Origin of the sequence: Pseudomonas sp. C27(2019), from assembly GCF_008807395.1 — a bacterium.
Taxonomy (GTDB): domain Bacteria; phylum Pseudomonadota; class Gammaproteobacteria; order Pseudomonadales; family Pseudomonadaceae; genus Denitrificimonas.
This window is the reverse complement of sequence record NZ_CP043320.1, coordinates 1,973,770-1,991,987: the sequence shown is the minus strand read 5'-3', so window position 1 is coordinate 1,991,987 and position 18,218 is coordinate 1,973,770. Positions and strand designations below refer to the sequence as shown.

Below are 18,218 nucleotides of genomic sequence, written 5' to 3'. Positions count from 1 at the left end.
ACACCATCCCTGGCTTCGCTCGCCACAACACCCGCACACTGCTATTGATCATTGATGTGGATTTCAATTCTATAGCACGGCGCGCTTTAGGCAGATTGGCAGATGACAAACAAAAGACGGGGGTTTACTACTCAGCAATTTTCAGCTCACGCGACTTGGTATACGCGTAACGGATCTTCTCGTACTCAAAGGGTGAGTTCATTTGCCCGTAGCGCAATTTGGTGATGTAACGCCGATCAATGATTTTTAGTGCAAAAATTTCTGGATGCCGCTCGCTTTCTTTGGCGACGTTTAGCCAGTTTGCTTTAAAGTCTACCGTGTAGTCAGCCACAAGGCCGCTGGTATCGCGCAGGTTGGAGGGGCCAAGCAGCGGCAGCATCAAATAAGGGCCGTGCGGTACACCGTAATAGCCCAATGTTTGCCCAAAATCTTCACTGTTTTTAGTCAGACCCATTTTTGTAGCCGGATCCCACACGCCCGCCAGACCAAAAGTGGTGTTAAAGAAAATACGTGCAGTCGTTTCCATCGCACGGTGGCCTTTAAGTTGCAGCAGGCTGTTCACTAAGGTTGGAATTTCACCCAGGTTACTAAAAAAATTACTCACGCCAGTGCGTAAAAAGTGCGGCGTCACCTTGGTATAACCATCGACAACAGGCAAAAATACCCACTGATCAAAGCGGTAGTTAAAGTGATACACACGGCGATTCCATTGCTCCAGTGGGTCACTGATATGCAAAGCTTCTAAAGTAGAACGCTCGAATTCATGCTGCCCCAGATGCGGATTAAACACTAAATGCTGCAATGGGTTTTTGAAACCGTCAGCATCAATCTCTTCGGCCCAGCTGGTTTGTGCTAACGCCAATAGCAGCAGGCTAGCTATGCAAAAACGACGTAATAATTGAGTTTTAATCATGGAAAAACTCCAATATATCGGCCGCATTTTTGCGGTAGGCAAGATTACCCATGTGCCCCCCAAGCGGGTATACCGTCAAGCGCTCAGGCATGTGCTGCTTTAAGAACGCTAAATCACCTTGGCCCAAAATGATGTCGTCAGCATTGTGCATCACGCCAATTTTAGAGCTCGTGCTCAGATAATCGGTTAATGCATAGAGACTGCTGGCCTGAGTTAATGCGTCTAAATCGGCGATAGGATTGTCCGCTGCGGTGTTCGGCTGTTGTTTTTGTACATGTACACGCCAAAATGGCAGTAGCTGCTGCTGGATATAGCATTCGAAATCACAGAGTAAGGCCCGCTTAAAAAAGGGCGTTAAGCTGGTGCCGTCATTGATTCTTTGCTGCGGTGGCGTGATGATGCCGCGGCGATTGATTAAGTCCGAGGTGAAGTTGATATCAGCAGCGATAAAGCGAAAGGCACTGCCAATCAGCATCGCTAAGTCGTTATCAGACAGCTTTTGCGCTGAGTTTTGAAAGTCAAACAGCATCGCTTCATTGAAGTCAAAGCGGCCTTTGCTGTTGAAATAACGGCTGAGTTTATCCAGCATTAACTGGTAAAAGGTACGGGTTTCAGCAGCGTTGACGACTTGGACTTGTGCCAAACGATTGAGGTTGCTGACTGAGGTGTACAGATTGACCGGCGGGTTAAGCAGTAACACGCGCTTAAAGTTAAAAGCCTGCTCGCGCTCGTCTAAGTCACTGACGAAGGCTGCGTGTAAACCCCCTAAGCTGTAGCCGGTTAAATGCCAGTCGGTGACCTCAAGATTGTCCTGTTGTTTTTTAATGGCTCGCATCACTCGGTACAGATCTTGCGCATCTTGCGGTGAGTAACCCGGTGTAGCGTAGGGTGAAGCGCCCACCATAAAGTCATAGGCGGTTGGTGAAGACAGTTGCGCGACATGAAAGCCAGCGCCATAAAAGAGTTTTTTCAGATATTCCATTGTGCTACTGGAGTAGTGCGCCCCAGTTCCAGCAATCACAAAAATTAACGGTGCTGGGCCTGATTGTTTGGCTAAACGGTAGCGGAAGGTTTTAACTGGCCAGAAGTTGCTCGGTAAAGTGAACTTACGCTCAGGACGCAAACGCAGGCTGTAATCGCGCTGCTTAATATCTGCATCATCGGGCAAAGGTGGACGTAAGGCGCTGGGGGTGCCAGCAATGGTTGCTTCAAAAGCATTGCTGAGCGGGAATTGGTAGGCTGTATCGTGCTGCGCTGCTTGAGCGCTTAACGATAGGGCGCACAATAGACACAGCGCTGTATAGAGCGGTGTTAGCAAGCGTTTAAACATAAGAGTATCTCGCTGGATAACAGAGGCGTGCTGTATGATCGACCTGTTCTCTGTGCTGCAGTCAAATATATAGAGGTTGTGGCTTTTTGTTATGTCAGTTACTGGCGGTGATCAATCAGCCTAGCCAGCAGCAGTGCTGGGCTAGGCTGGTTATCTATTACATCACCCGTTGGCCGGGTCGTGCACCAGCATCTGGGCTGAGCAGGTGGATTTCTTCACCGCCAGGACCCGCTGCTAAAACCATACCTTCTGAGACACCAAACTTCATTTTTCGTGCGGCAAGGTTAGCAACATATAATGTCAGGCGACCTTCAAGCGCGGAAGGGTCTGGGTAGGCGCTTTTAATCCCAGAAAAGACATTACGCTTAACGCCACCCAAATCGAGGGTCAGTTGTAATAGCTTATCTGCACCTTCAACAAAGGTTGCTTTTTCGATCAAGGCAATGCGTAAGTCCACAGCGGCAAAGCTATTAAAGTCGATTTCTTTGGCCAGCGGCTCTTTCTCCAGCTCGCCATTGCTGGCAACAGCTTCGGTTTCTGCTGTGTTTTCCATTTCTAATAAATCTTCTTTAGCGGACTCAACCATAGCGTCCACATGTTTTGGGTCAACGCGGGTCAATAAAGGGCTAAAGGGATTGAGTTGATGTGCACCCAGTGAGTTACCTAAATCATTCCAGCTTAGATCAGACACATTGAGGAACTGCTCAGCATCGGAAGCCAACTTAGGCAGTACAGGTTTGAGTAGAATCACCAGTTGCTTAAACAGGTTAATGGCTTGTGAACACACAGCCTGCACTTGCGCTTGCTGGCCTTCAATTTTGTTCATCGACCACGGGGCTTGTTCAGCAATCCAGGCATTGGCGGCATCAGCCAGCGCCATGGTTTCACGCATGGCGCGGGCAAAGTCACGCGCTTCGAAGGCTTTAGCAATGGATGGTGTCGCCTCAATAAAGCGCTGCCACAGCTGTGGGTTGGGCATCTCTGCCACGAGCATGCCAGCGTTACCTTTTTGAATAAAACCAGCGCAACGACTGGCAATATTAACCACCTTACCAACCAAGTCAGAGTTTACCTTTTGGATAAAGTCATCCAAATTAAGGTCCAGATCTTCAACGCCGCGGCCCAACTTAGAAGCATAGTAGTAACGCAGGTACTCCGGATTTAAATGGTCTAAGTAAGAGCGGGCTTTAATAAAGGTGCCGCGTGATTTGGACATTTTTGCGCCATTGACGGTTAAATAACCATGCACATGCACACCGGTAGGCTTGCGGTAGCCTGCACCGTAGAGCATTGCTGGCCAAAACAGGGCGTGAAAGTTAATGATGTCTTTACCAATAAAATGGTACAGCTCGGCGGTGGAGTCTTTACTCCAGAACGCATCAAAGTCCAAGTCAGGACGACGCGCGCAGAGGTTTTTAAAGCTGGCCATATAGCCGATGGGTGCATCCAGCCACACGTAGAAATATTTGCCCGGAGCGTTTGGAATTTCAAAGCCAAAATAAGGTGCATCGCGGGAAATGTCCCACTCTTGTAAGCCGCTATCGAGCCATTCAGCGAGCTTGTTGGCGACTGACTCTTGCAAGGTGCCGCTGCGTGTCCACTCTTGCAGCATACTTTGGAAGTTGGGTAGCTTAAAGAAATAGTGCTCTGAGTCTTTTAAAACAGGAGTGGCCCCAGAAATCGCGGAGCGTGGATCTTTTAGCTCAGTAGGGTGATAGGTGGCGCCACACTTTTCACAGTTATCACCATATTGATCCGGCGTTGCGCATTTTGGGCAGGTGCCTTTAATAAAGCGGTCGGCTAAAAACATGCCTTTTTCAGGATCAAAATACTGAGTGACGGAGCGCGTAGAAATATGGCCAGCTGCTTGCAGACGCTGGTAAATGTGCTCAGAGAGTTCACGGTTTTCTTCACTGTGGGTGGTGTAGAAATTATCAAAATCCACTAGGAAGTCAGCAAAGTCAGCACTGTGCTCAGCATGCACATTGGCGATTAATTGCTCTGGGGTTATTCCTTCTGCCTCTGCACGCAGCATAATGGCAGAGCCATGCGCATCATCTGCACAGACATAAATGCATTGATTGCCGCGCATTTTTTGAAAGCGAACCCACATGTCAGTTTGAATGTATTCAAGCATATGGCCAAGGTGGATGGAGCCGTTGGCATAGGGCAGGGCGCTGGTCACTAAAATTTTGCGGGCTTCGCTCATGATCTTCCTAACTACTAAAAGTGAATAGAAATAAGCCGTCTACTATATAGGCAAAAGCTGTTTTTTTCATCCTTTGAACAGTCAGAGCTTACTGATGGTTAAGGTCTTGTAGGTCAGTTTAGGCTAGAATGATTGTCGTTTAGTCTGTTTTTGCAGTGGAGAGCGTAATGAGTGCAGTAACCCGCGTTGCGGTTGAAGAAACCTTAAGCCGCCTTATTGACCCCAATTTAAATGCCGATCCAGTCAGTGCAGGCTGTGTGCGCTCGATTGATATTAAAGGTGACCGCGTTAGCGTGCAGCTTGAGTTGGGCTATCCCGCAGATTTGTTTAAAACCGGTTGGGCGCAAATGCTGCAAATGAGTTTGGAGCAGATGCCAGGCGTAGCCAATGCTGAAGTAACAATTGATACAGTGATCCAAGCACACCATGGCCAAATTGATGTGCCTACTTTGGCCGGTGTGAAGAATGTAATCGCAGTTGCTTCAGGTAAAGGTGGTGTCGGTAAATCCACGACAGCAGCGAACCTTGCATTAGCACTAGCCCGCGAAGGGGCGCGCGTGGGTATTTTAGATGCTGATATTTATGGCCCAAGCCAAGGCATTATGTTTGGTATTGCAAGTGGTACTCAGCCAGAAGTGCGTGATCAAAAGTTTTTTGTACCAGTGCAGGCACATGGTGTTGCGGTGATGTCGATGGCATTGCTTGCCACCGATAGCACGCCGATGGTGTGGCGCGGTCCAATGGCTTCAGGTGCGTTGTTGCAGATGATCACGCAAACCGCTTGGGATAACTTGGACTACCTTGTCGTCGATATGCCACCGGGTACCGGTGATATTCAATTAACCTTGGCGCAAAAAGTACCAGTAGCCGGTGCTGTTATTGTCACCACTCCACAAGACATTGCTTTGCTTGATGCACGTAAAGGCATTGAGATGTTCCGTAAAGTGAATATCCCGATTTTGGGTGTTGTGGAAAATATGGCCGTGCACATTTGTTCAAATTGCGGGCATGCTGAGCATTTGTTTGGTGAGGGTGGTGGTGAGCGTTTAGCGGCCAGTTATGGTGCAGAGCTGTTGGCATCATTGCCGTTATCCATGGCCATTCGTTTGCAGTGCGATGGTGGCGAGCCCACTGCTGGTGCAGACCCTGAGAGTCAGATTGCAATGATTTATCAGCAGTTGGCGCGCACTGTCGGTGCACGCATCAGCGCTCTGAGTAAACAGAGTGCAGCCATGCCAACAATAGAAATCAGCGACGATTAACCCATCGGGTTACATAGCAAAGGTGCTTGCTAATAAGCACCTTTGCTGCATTAAGGAGAAATGAAATGAGTTTTACCGTGTATCTTTCCGGAGAAATCCACACCACATGGCGAGAAGAAATTCAGCAGGGTGCGCAGGCGTTAGGCTTAGATATTGCCTTTACTTCTGCAGTTACGGATCACGATGCCAGTGATGCGGCGGGTGATCATTTAGGCGCACAGGAACAGAGCTTTTGGCGCGATCACCAATCCGCTAAAGTGAATGCTATTCGTACCAAAACCCTGATTGAAAGCAGTGATCTGGTTGTTGTGCGTTTTGGTGATAAGTTTAAACAGTGGAATGCGGCGTTTGATGCGGGTTACTGCGCTGCCTTGGGCAAGCCCTACATTACCTTGCACGCTGAAGATATCATTCACCCGCTTAAAGAAGTGGACGCGGCAGCCATGGCGTGGACGACTACGCCTGCTCAGGTTGTTGAGATTTTGCGTTATATCACCCAAGCCTAAGCCCAAGTTGTATCAGGCGGTGAGTCTTTGCCGCCTGTTGTCTAAGCCCGTTCTGGGCATTTCAAAGCGGCAAAGCACTGCCGATCAGTCAGATAATTGACAGACAGTATTTCCTAAGTTATTGATTTTAATGCTTTTAGCGCTTTGGCATAAGTATTGCATTGTAATGAGCAAGATGAATTACAAGCAGGTGTTGCGCTATGAGCATCAATTTCGATAAAGCCCTTGGCATCCATGAGCAGGCTCTGAGTTTTCGCGCCCAGCGTGCTGAAGTGCTGGCCAATAATATCGCCAATGCTGATACACCACATTATAAAGCGCGTGATTTAGATTTCGCCAGTGTGCTGTCGGCTCAAGCTGAGCAGGCAGCACAGAAGCAGCCATTGATGCAACGTACCAATAGTCAGCATTTTGACGTTGCGCCCTTGCAGTTGGCTGATCCTGCGTTGCGTTTTCGTAATCCACATCATGCATCTATTGATCAAAACAGCGTTGACTTGCAGGTTGAACAGTCCACTTATGCGGAAAACTCAGTGCAGTTTCAAGCCAGCTTTACACTATTAAACAGTAAGTTCAAAGGGCTGATGTCAGCTCTGCGCGGCGACTAAAGGAGTACCCAGTTATGTCTCTTTCCAGCGTTTTTAACATTGCCGGTAGCGGTATGAGTGCACAAAGTACGCGCTTAAATACGATTTCCAGCAACATTGCCAACGCCGAAACGGTGTCCTCTAGCATTGATCAAACCTACCGTGCTCGGCACCCCGTATTTGCCACAGTCTTTCAAGACAGTGTTAACGGTGGCGTAGGTCAGGGCTCTTTATTTGCCGATCAAGATCAGGCCGGCCAAGGCGTGCAGGTGATGGGCATTATTGAGGATCAAAGTGAATTGCAGCCACGCTATGAGCCCAATCACCCATCAGCCAATGCCGATGGCTATGTGTTTTACCCGAATGTAAACGTGGTGGAGGAAATGGCTGACATGATTTCTGCCAGCCGTGCATTTCAAACCAACGTTGAAATGATGAATACCGCTAAGCAGATGATGCAGCGCGTACTCACATTAGGCCAGTAAGCCTTAGGAGGCAGCAATGAGCGCAGCAGGAGTCAGTGCCGCCGGTGCAGTGTTGGATCAGTACCAACACTCGACCAAGGCAGGCGGAAAAGAAGAGTTAGGCAAAAATGAGTTTTTAGAATTGCTGGTTGCCCAGCTCAATAACCAGAACCCATTAGAGCCGCAAAGTAACGGGGACTTTATTGCCCAGCTGGCGCAGTTCAGTACTGTAGAAGGGGTTGAAAAGCTCAATGGCAGTATGCAAACCATTTTATCGGGTTATCAGTCATCGCAAGCGTTACAAGCTTCGTCTTTAGTGGGCCGCAAGGTGATTGTGCCTAACGATAGGGCAGTGGTGGATACCTCGGAAACCTTTAAAGCCAGCTTGGTGCTTCCGCAAAGCAGCAGTAACGTGTATGTCAACGTGTATGGTGCAGATGGCACTTTAGCAACGCGCATTAACATGGGTGCGCAAGAGGCTGGTCAAGTCAGCTTTATGTGGGATGGGAAAAATAGCGACGGCGAAATTATGCAACCAGGGACTTATAAGTTTGAAGCGCAAGCCAGCATCGATGGTGAAACCAAAGGCTTATACACCTTGCTGCCAGCTAACGTTGACAGTGTCACGCTGGGTCAAGGCGGTGGGGAGCTGTTATTGAATTTAGCGGGATTGGGCTCAGTACCATTGTCCCAAGTGCAGATTATTGGTCAGTGATCTTAACGAATTGCCAACTGTCGGACGACCGGCAAGGAGAATAACATGTCATTTAATATTGGCCTTAGTGGCTTACGTGCAGCGACCAAAGACCTTAATGTCACAGGTAATAATATTGCCAACGCGGGCACTGCAGGTTTTAAACAGTCGCGCGCAGAGTTTTCAGATGTCTACGCGGCCTCTGTGCTCGGTACCGGTAAAAATCAGCAGGGCAGTGGGGTCTTGCTGTCGAATGTGTCGCAGCTGTTTAATCAGGGCAATATCAACTACACGCAAAATGCGCTTGACTTAGCGATTAACGGAAATGGTTTTTTCCAGGTCAGCAACAATGGCGCAATCAGCTATACGCGTGCGGGTTATTTTGGCACTGATAATGAAGGCTTTATTGTTGATAACTTTGGCTACAACTTGCAGGGTTATCCGATTGACGGCAATGGCGCCCTTGAAAACGGTCGAATCACGAACTTGCAGATTCAAACCAGCAGTCAAGAGCCAAAACCCACCAGTAAAATTGAGCAATCATTTAATCTGAATTCAACTAATAGTGTGCCGTTAAATGCGCCCTTTGATCCGGCTGACCCGCAAAGTTATAACTCATCAACGTCCACCAATATTTATGATACACAAGGCAATGCTCACGTATTGACCCAGTATTTTGTAAAACTAGCGCCTGATGCGGCGGCTGTTCCACCTGTTCTGCCAAATTCGTGGAGCATGAATACTTTAATTGACGGTGTGCATCCAACGACGAGTGTTCCTAACGACCCGCTTATCACAACCTTGAGATTTAGTGAGTCTGGCAAATTGGAGCTGCCAAGCAATGGTGAGGTGAGTTTAAATGGCTGGGTGCCTGTCGCTTTAACAGGCAATCCGCCCGTAGCAACGCCTAATGGTGCGGTATCTAACCCTACAGTGACGTTGGATATGCGCAAGGCTACGCAGTTTGCTAATGCCTTTGCGGTTAATGCTGTCGCGCAAGATGGTTACACCACGGGTGAGCTAGCAGGTATCGAAATTGATGACAGTGGTAAGATTTTTGCGCGCTACACCAACGGGCAATCCAAGGTGCAAGGTCAAGTGATATTAGCCGACTTCGCTAACGTGCAAGGTTTGACGCCAGTGGGCAAAACTCAGTGGGTGCAATCCTTAGCCTCTGGTGAACCGGTGCGAAACCCAGGTGGTACGGGTACATTGGGAGCGATTCAAGCGGGTGCGTTGGAAGATTCTAACGTTGAGCTGTCTGATCAGCTGGTTAACTTAATTGTGGCACAGCGTAACTATCAGGCCAATGCGAAAACCATTGAAACTGAAAGTGCCATTACCCAGACGATTATTAACTTACGTTAAAAACCTGCAGTTTTAAGCACAAAAAAGCGCGCTCATTGGCGCGCTTTTTTGTGTGGCTAAATTGGTTATTCAATACGCTTAATAGTCTTAATAATGACCGGGTCAATGGGTACGTTTTCACTACGACCGAAGGTGTGGGTTTTAACTTGGGCAATTTGATCAACTACATCCATACCGCGCACGACTTTAGCAAACACCGCATAGCCGAAATCACGGCTGCTATGATTTAAAAAATCATTGTCAGCATGGTTGATAAAAAACTGCATGGTTGCTGAGTCTGGCGAGGCGGTGCGCGCCATCGCAACGGTGCCACGATCATTTGTTAAACCATTGTCCGCTTCGTTTTTAATGGCAGGCTTAGTGGCTTTTTGTTGCATGTAACGGTCAAAGCCACCGCCTTGTATCATAAAGTCGGCAATCACACGGTGAAAAATCGTGCCATCATAGCGCTCAGCATCAACATAGCTGAGAAAGTTGTCGACCGTGATCGGAGCTTTATCTGCTTGCAATTCCAACTCGATTTCACCAAAGCTGGTATCAAGCACGACATGGGGATTGTTAGCTGCAAACAAGTTGCCAGCCATCAATAACATACAGCCTGTCATTAGAAGTTTTTTTAGCATAGATGCCTCACTTTATCGAAATTAAAGTAGCCAGCTGCTAACAATGAAGCGCTCTGGCTGATCTAGGGTCAAGGGTCGTGCATAACGCGAGTTTTGACTAAGCGGCAGTTTAACACGCTGTATTTTTTCAATGTATGCCATTTTTTTCAGGTATTGAGTTCAGTCAAGACAGGCCTACTTGATTAGGCTCGTTGCCAGTCAAAGCTGAGCACTTGCGCAATATTTTTCGCGTCCAATGCATGCAATAAAACGCGATCTAGGCCCAAAGCAACACCGGCGCAATCAGGCAAGCCATGCTCAAGTGCAGCGATAAGATTGACATCATGCGGGCGTTCAGTGCCTTGCAGTTCATGCTGAAAGCGTTGCAATTGCTGCTCGGCATCGGTGAGCTCTTGATAGCCATTGGCCAGCTCCATACCGTTAAAAAATACTTCAAAACGCTGAGCAATCAGCACGCCTTGCTCGTTTTTGCCCAACTTGGCTAATGCGGCTTGCGAAGCGGGGAATTGGTCAATAAACACCAGAGTGTTGTGTGGTAATGCTGGCTCAACTTGATGGCTCATTATTACGTCTAGCCAGCCATCACGGTCTAAACCTAAATCAGCGTTGGCTAACTGTTGGCCGTGCTGGGCGATGGTTTGATCACTGCAGCGATGGACGTCCAGCTGTGCATAGGTATGCAAGGCCTGCGCATAGCTGAGATGCACGCTTGGCAAGTCGTTAAAGCGCGTTGCCAGTAACAGCTGCAGTAGCTCAGCAACCTCATCCATTAGTCGGCGGTGCGTCCAGCCCACTCGGTACCATTCCAGCATTGTAAACTCAGGGTTATGGCGTGTGCCGGCTTCACCGGCACGAAAGACTTTGCAAATTTGATAGATGTCACCGTAGCCCGCACAGAGCAGACGTTTCATTGCGTATTCAGGTGAGGTATGCAGCCAGCGTTGCCCCGCTTGCATCGGCATAATATTGGGGTCGGCAACTGGCGCTTGTGATAAAAGAGGTGTTTCAACTTCCAGCACTGAGCGCGCACAGAAGTAGTCACGAATTGTGCGGTACAGATGTTGGCGTGCGACTAATGCGCTGCGCGATGCGCTGGGTGACCAAGTGCTCATAGTTGGTATTTTATCCTGTAATAAATAAGGGAGCATCAAGCTCCCTTTTATACGCTAGCGCAAAAGATTTATGCGCGGCTGACATACTCGCCGCTGCGGGTATCAATTTTGAGCGTTTCGCCTTCAACAATAAACAATGGCACACGCACCACCGCGCCGGTGCTGAGCGTGGCTGGCTTAGAACCACCTTGTGCAGTGTCACCTTTTAAGCCTGGGTCGGTTTCTACCACATCCAGTTCAACAAAATTTGGTGCAGTCACTGATACCACCGCATCGTTGTATAAAGTTACTTCATAGACAACTTGCTCTTTAAGCCATTTGACGGTGTCACCAACGGCTTCGCTACTGGCAGCCAACTGTTCAAATGAACCATCGGTTGCCATGAAATACCAAAACTCATCATCGTTGTATAAATATTCCATATCGCGTTCGATGATATCAGCGCTTTCTAAACTTTCACCTGACTTAAAGGTACGCTCCCACACGCGTTGGGTGCGGATGCTGCGTAACTTTACACGGCTAAATGCTTGACCTTTGCCGGGCTTAACAAATTCGATATCAATCATGATGCAAGGTTCGTTATCCACCATGACGCGCAGTCCTGGTTTGAATTCGTTGGTAGAATAGTTGGCCATAATGCAATCCTGTCGTGTTTAAGGTCTTATAAAATGCCTAGTGTAGCGCAAACCGAGAAGTTTTCCCCCCTTGCTGGCTGGGGGCAGATACTCGCCCAGTCTTTGCGCAGTTGTGATGAACTGTTAGCTGCTGTGCAATTGCAGGCCACAGATTTTCCTGATGGGTTAAGCGCTGCCAAGCACTTTCCAGTATTGGTGCCGCGCCCTTTTGTCGGGCGGATGCGCAAAGGCGATCCGTTTGATCCATTGCTGCTGCAAGTGTTGCCGTTGGGTGCAGAGCGGCACGTACATCCAGAGTTTAGTGCTGATCCGCTGGGAGAGCAAAGCAGCAATGTGGCAACTGGGGTGATTCATAAATACCACGGCCGCGTATTGTTATTGGCGGCCAGTGCTTGTGCTGTCAATTGCCGCTATTGTTTTCGCCGGCACTTTCCTTACAGCGAAAACCGCTTAGGGCGCGCGCAGTGGCAGTCGGCGTTGAATTATATTGCTCAAGACTCGAGCATTACTGAAGTGATTCTAAGTGGTGGCGATCCGCTGATGCTGCAAGATGAGCACTTGGCTGAGTTGGTGGAGAGTATTGCGCAGATAGCCCACGTGCAGCGCTTGCGCGTTCATTCGCGCTTGCCGGTGGTGATAGCCGAGCGCTTGACCGATCAACTGACGGATATTTTAACCCGTACCCGCTTGCGCAGCAGCTTGGTCTTGCATGTCAATCATCCGCGCGAGCTTACGCCTGTGCATGCCGAGCGTTTAGCGCTTATGCGCCAGGCAGGAGTTACTTTATTAAATCAAACGGTTTTGCTTAAAGGTGTCAATGATAGTGCTGAAGTGCTGATTGAACTGAGTGAAACCTTATTTGATCACCATCTATTGCCCTATTACTTGCATGTGTTGGATCGCGTGCAGGGTGCGCAGCATTTTGATCTGAGCAGCACCCAAGTCTATGCACTGTATCAGCAGATGCTGGCTAAATTGCCGGGCTATTTAGTGCCGAAACTGGTGCGCGAAGAAGCAGGGCAGCCGCATAAAACACCATTACATGCTTTTTGAGGATCAAGTCCAGACAAATCCACCGCAAACAAGGTGCGGCTTGCTACACTGCACTCTGCATTTATTAAGGTTAGAAAATTTTTGTGAGTACACCTACTGATTTTGCCAGCTTGCCGTTACCGGCAGCATTGTTAACGAATTTAGCTGATTTGGGCTACAGCAGCATGACCGCCATCCAAGCGCAAAGCTTGCCGGTGATTCTCAAGGGCATGGACGTAATTGCCCAAGCCAAAACCGGCAGCGGTAAAACCGCAGCCTTTGGGGTTGGCATCTTGTCTCCACTCAATCCACGCTATTTTGGCTGCCAAGCGTTGGTGCTGTGTCCGACCCGTGAACTGGCTGACCAAGTGGCGAAAGAGATTCGTCGTTTGGCCCGTGCGGAAGGCAATATTAAGGTCTTGACCCTGTGTGGTGGCGTATCTTTTGGCCCGCAAGTCGGCTCACTGGAGCACGGCGTACATATCGTTGTCGGTACGCCTGGACGTGTTTTAGAGCATGCACGTAAAGGCACCTTGGACTTATCCGGACTCAATACCCTAGTGCTGGACGAAGCGGATCGCATGCTGGATATGGGCTTTTATGACAGCATCGCTGACATCATTGAGTTCACTCCTGAGCGTCGTCAGACGTTACTGTTTTCAGCGACTTTTCCTGATGGTATTCAGCAGCTGGCGTCAAAATTCTTACGTCAGCCGCAGCATATTAAAGCCGATGTCGAACATGCTGAACATCAAATCGAACAGCATTTTTATGAAATCAATCCAGAGCAACGTCAAGAGGCAGTGGAGCGTATTCTGCGCCATTACCGCCCTGAAGCCTGCGTGGCGTTTTGTTTTACCAAGCAGCAAACTCAAGAACTGGCGGACTACCTCAATAGTCAGAAAATATCTGCGTTGGCCTTGCACGGTGATTTAGAGCAGCGTGAGCGTGATCAGGTGTTGGCGTTGTTTAGTAATCGCAGCTGCAGCGTGCTGGTTGCCACTGATGTGGCGGCGCGCGGCTTGGACATTGATGCGCTGCCGATGGTGATCAACGTTGAGCTGGCGCGTGATGCTGAAATCCATACGCACCGTATTGGCCGTACTGGACGTGCGGGCGCGAAAGGCATGGCAATCAGTTTAGTTGCCCCCAAAGAAGGCAATCGCGCCAGTGCCGTTGAAGAGCTGCTTAAAAAACCATTGAGCTGGCATTCGCTCAATGCTTTGAAAGAGTCTGATGGCCAGCCTTTATTACCGGCAATGGCGACTTTATGTATTTCTGCGGGCCGTAAAGATAAATTGCGCCCAGGCGATATTCTTGGTGCGTTGACCGGTATTGGCGGCTTAACAGGTGCGCAGGTGGGTAAGATTTCGATCTTTGATCACCAGGCCTTTGTTGCCGTAGAACGCTTATTGGCACGTCAAACCCAGCAGCGCTTAGAAGCGGGCAAAATCAAAGGCCGTAGTTTAAAAGTGCGGGTGCTTTAATCAACTGCGCGGCTGGTACTGTGTCTCGTATGGACTAGCTTTTGTTGCGCAATGGCGTCAGTAATTCGCTGAGGCCGTTGTGGTCGATTTCATGCATCAGCTCTAGTAGCCGGCCCAAGTCGCTTTTTGGAAAGCCTTCGCGGGCAAACCAATTAAGGTATTGACCGGGTAAATCTGCAATCAGTCGGCCTTGGTATTTACCAAAGGGCATTTGAGTGGTGACGAGGCGTTGTAAGTCTTTAGGCTGCATGGGCTTTATTTCAGGATACTAACGGGGGCTGCTATAGTCGCAAATATTGCTGCGTTGTGCATGCTGACAATGCGATTGATGAAAACTCAGTCAGCCTATCACTTATTTTTATTGTTAAAGAGGGTTCAAATGATTGTAAAAGGTTTGCGTAATGGTTTAGGGCAATTGATTATTTTTGCAGATTGGTTGACGCGTCCTAAAGGGCAGCAGCGCACTGCAGAAAAACAAGCCGAAGTGGATGCGGCAACGGCTCAGCTGGCTTTGTATCAGTTTAATGCCTGCCCATTTTGCGTGAAAGTGCGCCGTGCGATGCATGCTTTAAATCTTAAAATTGAGCTGCGTGATGCGAAAAATAATCAGCAGTTTCGTCAAGAGCTTGAGCAGCAGGGTGGGCGTATTAAAGTGCCGTGCTTGCGTATTGAAGAAGAGGGTGAAGTGCGTTGGATGTATGAGTCCAATGACATTATTGCTTATCTGAAAGAGCGTTTTGCTTAAGATTGTGTTTGTTGTGCTTTAGTTTTTTAAGAGCGAGTGCGGGATGCGCCAATGATTCCTTAAACTTTTTTATTGGAGTGTACTGGTCATTGCGTGGTATAGCGTATTCAGAGGCGTTTGTTCGTTAGTTTTTAATAGCTCTTGCGTGGCATAGCGTGCTCTGGCGTTGGTGTATGTTAGCCCGTTTTAACAGCTTGTGCGTGGCATGGCGTACTTCGGGGTAGGTGTTTTTCCGTCGATGAACCCATCCTGGGTTCAACTCCGGCGCTCGCCGTCCTTGGCTCGCTCGTCACACCAACCCCGAAGCACTCGTTGATCAGCGGCGTAGTTAGCACGATTGATATAAGGCTCGTTTGTATCTGGAAGCTTTGTGTTTATACGCTAAGTTTGGTGGGTGGTTTTTTGTTCTGGTTCTGGTTTTGACTATGACTATGGCTCTGAACTCTAAGGATTGCTCTTGGCTGTGCTGGCTTAAGTTTTTATAAGACGAGCAAACCCTAGCGCAGATCAATGCTCCTGCTTTAAAAGAGCCATGCTACACACATGAAAACAACATCAATGATCAACTGCAGTGTGCGGGTGTTGTGGCGAGCGAAGCCATGGATGGCGCAGCGCCCGCATCACGCCAGGATGGCGTGTTAAGGGAAGAACAACACTTGCACGCTGCAACATGCGCCAACTGTTCCTGAAAGTTTTTTTACTTAAGGTGCGCTGGTCATTGCGTGGCATAGCGTATTCAGAGGCGTTTGTTCGTTAGTTTTTAATAGCTCTTGCGTGGCATACCGTGCTCTGGCGTTGGTGTTTGTTAGCCCGTTTTTAATAGCTTGTGCGTGGCATACCGTACTCCGGAGTTGGTGTTTGTTAGCCCGTTTTAACAGCTTGTGCGTGGCATAGCGTACTTCGGGGTAGGTGTTTATCCGTCGATGAACCCATCCTGGGTTCAACTCCGGCGCTCGCCATCCTTGGCTCGCTTGTCACACCAACCCCGAAGCACTCATTGATCAGCGGAGTTGTTGGCACGATTGTTATAGGGCTCGTCTGATTTTGAATATGAGCTTGCAGAACTTGCAGAAAATGCTTGATGCTCGATTTTAAAGCAGCGTAGCTAGATTAATTTGATCACTGCGTTCAATGTTTTCTGTCAGCGCTCGACATAAGCTTAAAAACTCACTCATAGCATCACTTTGAAACTTATGTTTATGCCAGATAAAAGTAAACTGGCGGGTGAGGTTTAACTCTGGGGTTTCAATCGCCACTAAACTGCCACGTTTAAAAGCATCACGCAGTGCTAAACGAGAAATACAGCCAATCCCTAAACCTGACTCCACTGCGCGTTTAATCGCTTCAGTGTGTTCCAGCTCTAAGCGAATATGAATCGGCCGCTGATGGCGTTGAAAGGCTTGCTCGAAGGCTAAACGCGTCCCCGATCCTTGCTCACGAACAATCCAAGCCTCATCGGTTAGATCATTGAGACTGGCTTTTCCCTGCTGAGCTAACGGGTGTTGTGGTGCGCAAAAAACCACCAACTCATCGGCAACCCAAGGTTCGGCAATAATGTCATTGTCTTGCTGGTAGCCCTCAATTAAACCTAAATCCAACTGATAATTAGCGACTTGTTGAACAATTTGCGCGGTGTTGTGCACATGCAGGCGAACTTTGCAGCTTGGGTGCTGCTGCATAAAATGACCGATCAATAACGTCGCTAAATAATTACCAATGGTCATGGTCGCGCCTACGGAGAGTGAGCCAAAGCCATGGCTGTCGGTCAGTATGCTCTCTAAGGCTTCTGCTTGCTCAAGCAGAGCCAGTGCACGCGGCAATAACTGCAGGCCTAAGGCATTGATAATTAAACGTTTTCCTGCGCGATCAAAAAGTAAACAATCATAGCTACGCTCAAGCTCTTTCAGTGCTGTGCTGGCAGCTGATTGTGACATGGCCAGTTGCTCGGCTGCTTTAGAAACACTTTGCTGCTGCGCTACACAGGTAAACACCTGCAATTGGCGAAGACTAAAACGCATATCTGTATTCCTGATATAATTTATGCATATTATCAATTTAACAGATTAGGGTTTTAAACCTACACTCGAGTTAGACAAATTTTTACCCTGGAGCGTGTTATGAGCAATTTGAATGTTGAGCAGGTGTTAAGGAGCCTCTGAAAATCTCAGCTTATTATTGAGCTTTTCAGAAAATGACTCGAAAACTCAAAAAAACAGCTAAAAAAGGCCGTTTTCGAGGTAAAACCACCTCTTTTAGCCCTTAATTCGCCGTTTTGGCGGATTAAGGGCGCACTAACCCTAAGCCAGCAAGTATTTTCTGCTGATCATGAGGTTCGTTAGTCCTGCTAGCAGGCATAAACGGTTATGGTTTTTATCAAGCCCTTTGTAACGGACTTTGTTATAGCCAAATACGCACTTGATGTAGCGAAACGGATGCTCAACTTTAGCGCGTAGCTTGGCTTTCATTTTTTCAATTTCCTGCTCATTTTCGGTCATGGTTTTACGCTTACTGATTCGAGCACTGATCAGCCAGGCAAGATTTTTGCGCTCTTTGTTTTCCCTGCGTTTTTCAACACCTAGGTATCCAGCATCACCAAATACACGCTTTTCTTCGCCATGTAGAAGGCTTGCAGTCATGGTTACGTCGTGCACATTGGCAGCCGTACTTTCCACGCTATGAATCATACCTGTGACATCATCCACGCCGATATGCATCTTCATGCCAAAGTGCCATTGGTTGCCTTTCTTGCTGGAATGCATTTCTGGGTCGCGCTTGCGGCTTTGATTTTTCGTTGAGCTCGGTGCGGAAATAATGCTGGCATCCACAATGGTGCCTTCGCGAAACAGCAAGCCTTGATGCTGCAAGTGCTTGTTAATTTCCTTCAGAAATAGCTTGCCCAGCCCATGCTTTTCAAGGAAGTGACGGAAGTTTAAAATCGTTGTTTCATCAGGAATATTGTCTGACAAACGCAATCCTGCAAAGCGGCGTATTGATTCAATTTCATACAGCGAATCTTCCAGAGCAGGATCGCTAAGGTTGTAGAACAACTGCAAGCAATGCACACGCAGCATCACACTGAGCGGATAAGGGGGACGCCCCATTTCACCTTTTGGGTAATGCTTAGCGGCGCGATTCTCCAAGCGCTTCCAAGGAATAATGGCATCCATTTTTTCCAAGAAAATCTCACGACGCGTCTTACGCTTTTTGTTCTGGTACTCTGCTTCGGCAAAGGTCAGTTGGCTCATGATTCG

18 protein-coding genes are annotated in these 18,218 nt (G+C 48.3%); 9 read left to right on the top strand and 9 right to left on the bottom strand.

The genetic code is table 11. The features are described 5' to 3' along the window. Positions 1-127: 127 nt before the first annotated feature. From FXF61_RS09080 to metG, 3 genes are all read right to left on the bottom strand, one after another. The gene (locus FXF61_RS09080; RefSeq protein ID WP_151184959.1) at positions 128-913 is read right to left on the bottom strand and encodes a VacJ family lipoprotein; all 786 of its coding nucleotides are present in this window, start codon (positions 911-913) and stop codon (positions 128-130) included. Next, positions 906-2,243, bottom strand: coding sequence for an alpha/beta fold hydrolase (locus FXF61_RS09075; RefSeq protein WP_151184958.1), 1,338 nt, complete (start codon positions 2,241-2,243; stop codon positions 906-908). The genes FXF61_RS09080 and FXF61_RS09075 overlap by 8 nt, the downstream gene beginning before the upstream one ends. A gap of 157 nt (positions 2,244-2,400) precedes the next feature. Continuing rightward, a complete protein-coding gene (gene metG / locus FXF61_RS09070; RefSeq protein ID WP_151184957.1) occupies positions 2,401-4,452 on the bottom strand; it encodes a methionine--tRNA ligase in 2,052 nt (683 codons plus the stop codon). Positions 4,453-4,619: 167 nt separating this feature from the next. On the opposite strand from metG, the gene apbC reads away from it, so the two are divergent. From apbC to flgE, 6 genes are all read left to right on the top strand, one after another. After that, positions 4,620-5,714 (top strand): iron-sulfur cluster carrier protein ApbC, encoded by a 1,095-nt coding sequence (gene apbC / locus FXF61_RS09065; protein WP_151184956.1) that lies wholly within the window; start codon positions 4,620-4,622, stop codon positions 5,712-5,714. 65 nt (positions 5,715-5,779) lie between these two features. Continuing rightward, positions 5,780-6,220 carry a YtoQ family protein gene (locus FXF61_RS09060; protein WP_151184955.1) on the top strand — a complete coding sequence of 147 codons (441 nt, stop codon included), beginning with the start codon at positions 5,780-5,782 and terminating at the stop codon, positions 6,218-6,220. A 200-nt stretch (positions 6,221-6,420) separates the two neighbouring features. Continuing rightward, the gene (gene flgB / locus FXF61_RS09055) at positions 6,421-6,828 is read left to right on the top strand and encodes a flagellar basal body rod protein FlgB (protein ID WP_151184954.1); all 408 of its coding nucleotides are present in this window, start codon (positions 6,421-6,423) and stop codon (positions 6,826-6,828) included. A 14-nt stretch (positions 6,829-6,842) separates the two neighbouring features. Then, the gene (gene flgC / locus FXF61_RS09050; protein WP_151184953.1) at positions 6,843-7,292 is read left to right on the top strand and encodes a flagellar basal body rod protein FlgC; all 450 of its coding nucleotides are present in this window, start codon (positions 6,843-6,845) and stop codon (positions 7,290-7,292) included. 16 nt (positions 7,293-7,308) lie between these two features. Then, complete coding sequence (gene flgD / locus FXF61_RS09045) at positions 7,309-7,986, top strand: flagellar hook assembly protein FlgD (RefSeq protein ID WP_151184952.1); 678 nt, start codon at positions 7,309-7,311, stop codon at positions 7,984-7,986. A gap of 45 nt (positions 7,987-8,031) precedes the next feature. Then, positions 8,032-9,333 carry a flagellar hook protein FlgE gene (gene flgE, locus FXF61_RS09040; protein WP_151184951.1) on the top strand — a complete coding sequence of 434 codons (1,302 nt, stop codon included), beginning with the start codon at positions 8,032-8,034 and terminating at the stop codon, positions 9,331-9,333. A gap of 65 nt (positions 9,334-9,398) precedes the next feature. Here the strand turns inward: flgE and FXF61_RS09035 are convergent, their stop codons facing one another. From FXF61_RS09035 to efp, 3 genes are all read right to left on the bottom strand, one after another. After that, positions 9,399-9,956, bottom strand: coding sequence for a peptidylprolyl isomerase (locus FXF61_RS09035; protein ID WP_151184950.1), 558 nt, complete (start codon positions 9,954-9,956; stop codon positions 9,399-9,401). A gap of 182 nt (positions 9,957-10,138) precedes the next feature. After that, positions 10,139-11,104 carry an EF-P lysine aminoacylase EpmA gene (gene epmA, locus FXF61_RS09030; protein WP_218571792.1) on the bottom strand — a complete coding sequence of 322 codons (966 nt, stop codon included), beginning with the start codon at positions 11,102-11,104 and terminating at the stop codon, positions 10,139-10,141. Between the two features lie 32 nt (positions 11,105-11,136). Next, positions 11,137-11,703 (bottom strand): elongation factor P, encoded by a 567-nt coding sequence (gene efp, locus FXF61_RS09025; RefSeq protein WP_151184949.1) that lies wholly within the window; start codon positions 11,701-11,703, stop codon positions 11,137-11,139. A 33-nt stretch (positions 11,704-11,736) separates the two neighbouring features. Here efp and epmB point away from each other — a divergent pair, with 33 nt between their 5' ends. Next, entirely contained in the window at positions 11,737-12,756 is a 1,020-nt protein-coding gene (epmB, locus tag FXF61_RS09020; RefSeq protein ID WP_151184948.1) for an EF-P beta-lysylation protein EpmB, read from the top strand. A gap of 83 nt (positions 12,757-12,839) precedes the next feature. Then, positions 12,840-14,222, top strand: coding sequence for an ATP-dependent RNA helicase DbpA (dbpA, locus tag FXF61_RS09015; protein ID WP_178087280.1), 1,383 nt, complete (start codon positions 12,840-12,842; stop codon positions 14,220-14,222). Positions 14,223-14,256: 34 nt separating this feature from the next. Here dbpA and FXF61_RS09010 read toward each other — a convergent pair whose 3' ends face one another. Beyond that, positions 14,257-14,472 (bottom strand): DUF3820 family protein, encoded by a 216-nt coding sequence (locus FXF61_RS09010; protein WP_151184946.1) that lies wholly within the window; start codon positions 14,470-14,472, stop codon positions 14,257-14,259. A gap of 129 nt (positions 14,473-14,601) precedes the next feature. Here FXF61_RS09010 and FXF61_RS09005 point away from each other — a divergent pair, with 129 nt between their 5' ends. Then, positions 14,602-14,967, top strand: coding sequence for a glutathione S-transferase N-terminal domain-containing protein (locus FXF61_RS09005; protein WP_151184945.1), 366 nt, complete (start codon positions 14,602-14,604; stop codon positions 14,965-14,967). Between the two features lie 1,091 nt (positions 14,968-16,058). Here the strand turns inward: FXF61_RS09005 and FXF61_RS09000 are convergent. Both FXF61_RS09000 and FXF61_RS08995 read right to left on the bottom strand, forming a co-directional pair. Continuing rightward, positions 16,059-16,985 (bottom strand): LysR family transcriptional regulator, encoded by a 927-nt coding sequence (locus tag FXF61_RS09000; RefSeq protein WP_151184944.1) that lies wholly within the window; start codon positions 16,983-16,985, stop codon positions 16,059-16,061. Positions 16,986-17,264: 279 nt separating this feature from the next. Continuing rightward, positions 17,265-18,212: an IS5 family transposase gene (locus FXF61_RS08995; RefSeq protein WP_151183349.1), complete on the bottom strand. Its 948-nt coding sequence runs from the start codon at positions 18,210-18,212 to the stop codon at positions 17,265-17,267. Positions 18,213-18,218: the final 6 nt, after the last annotated feature.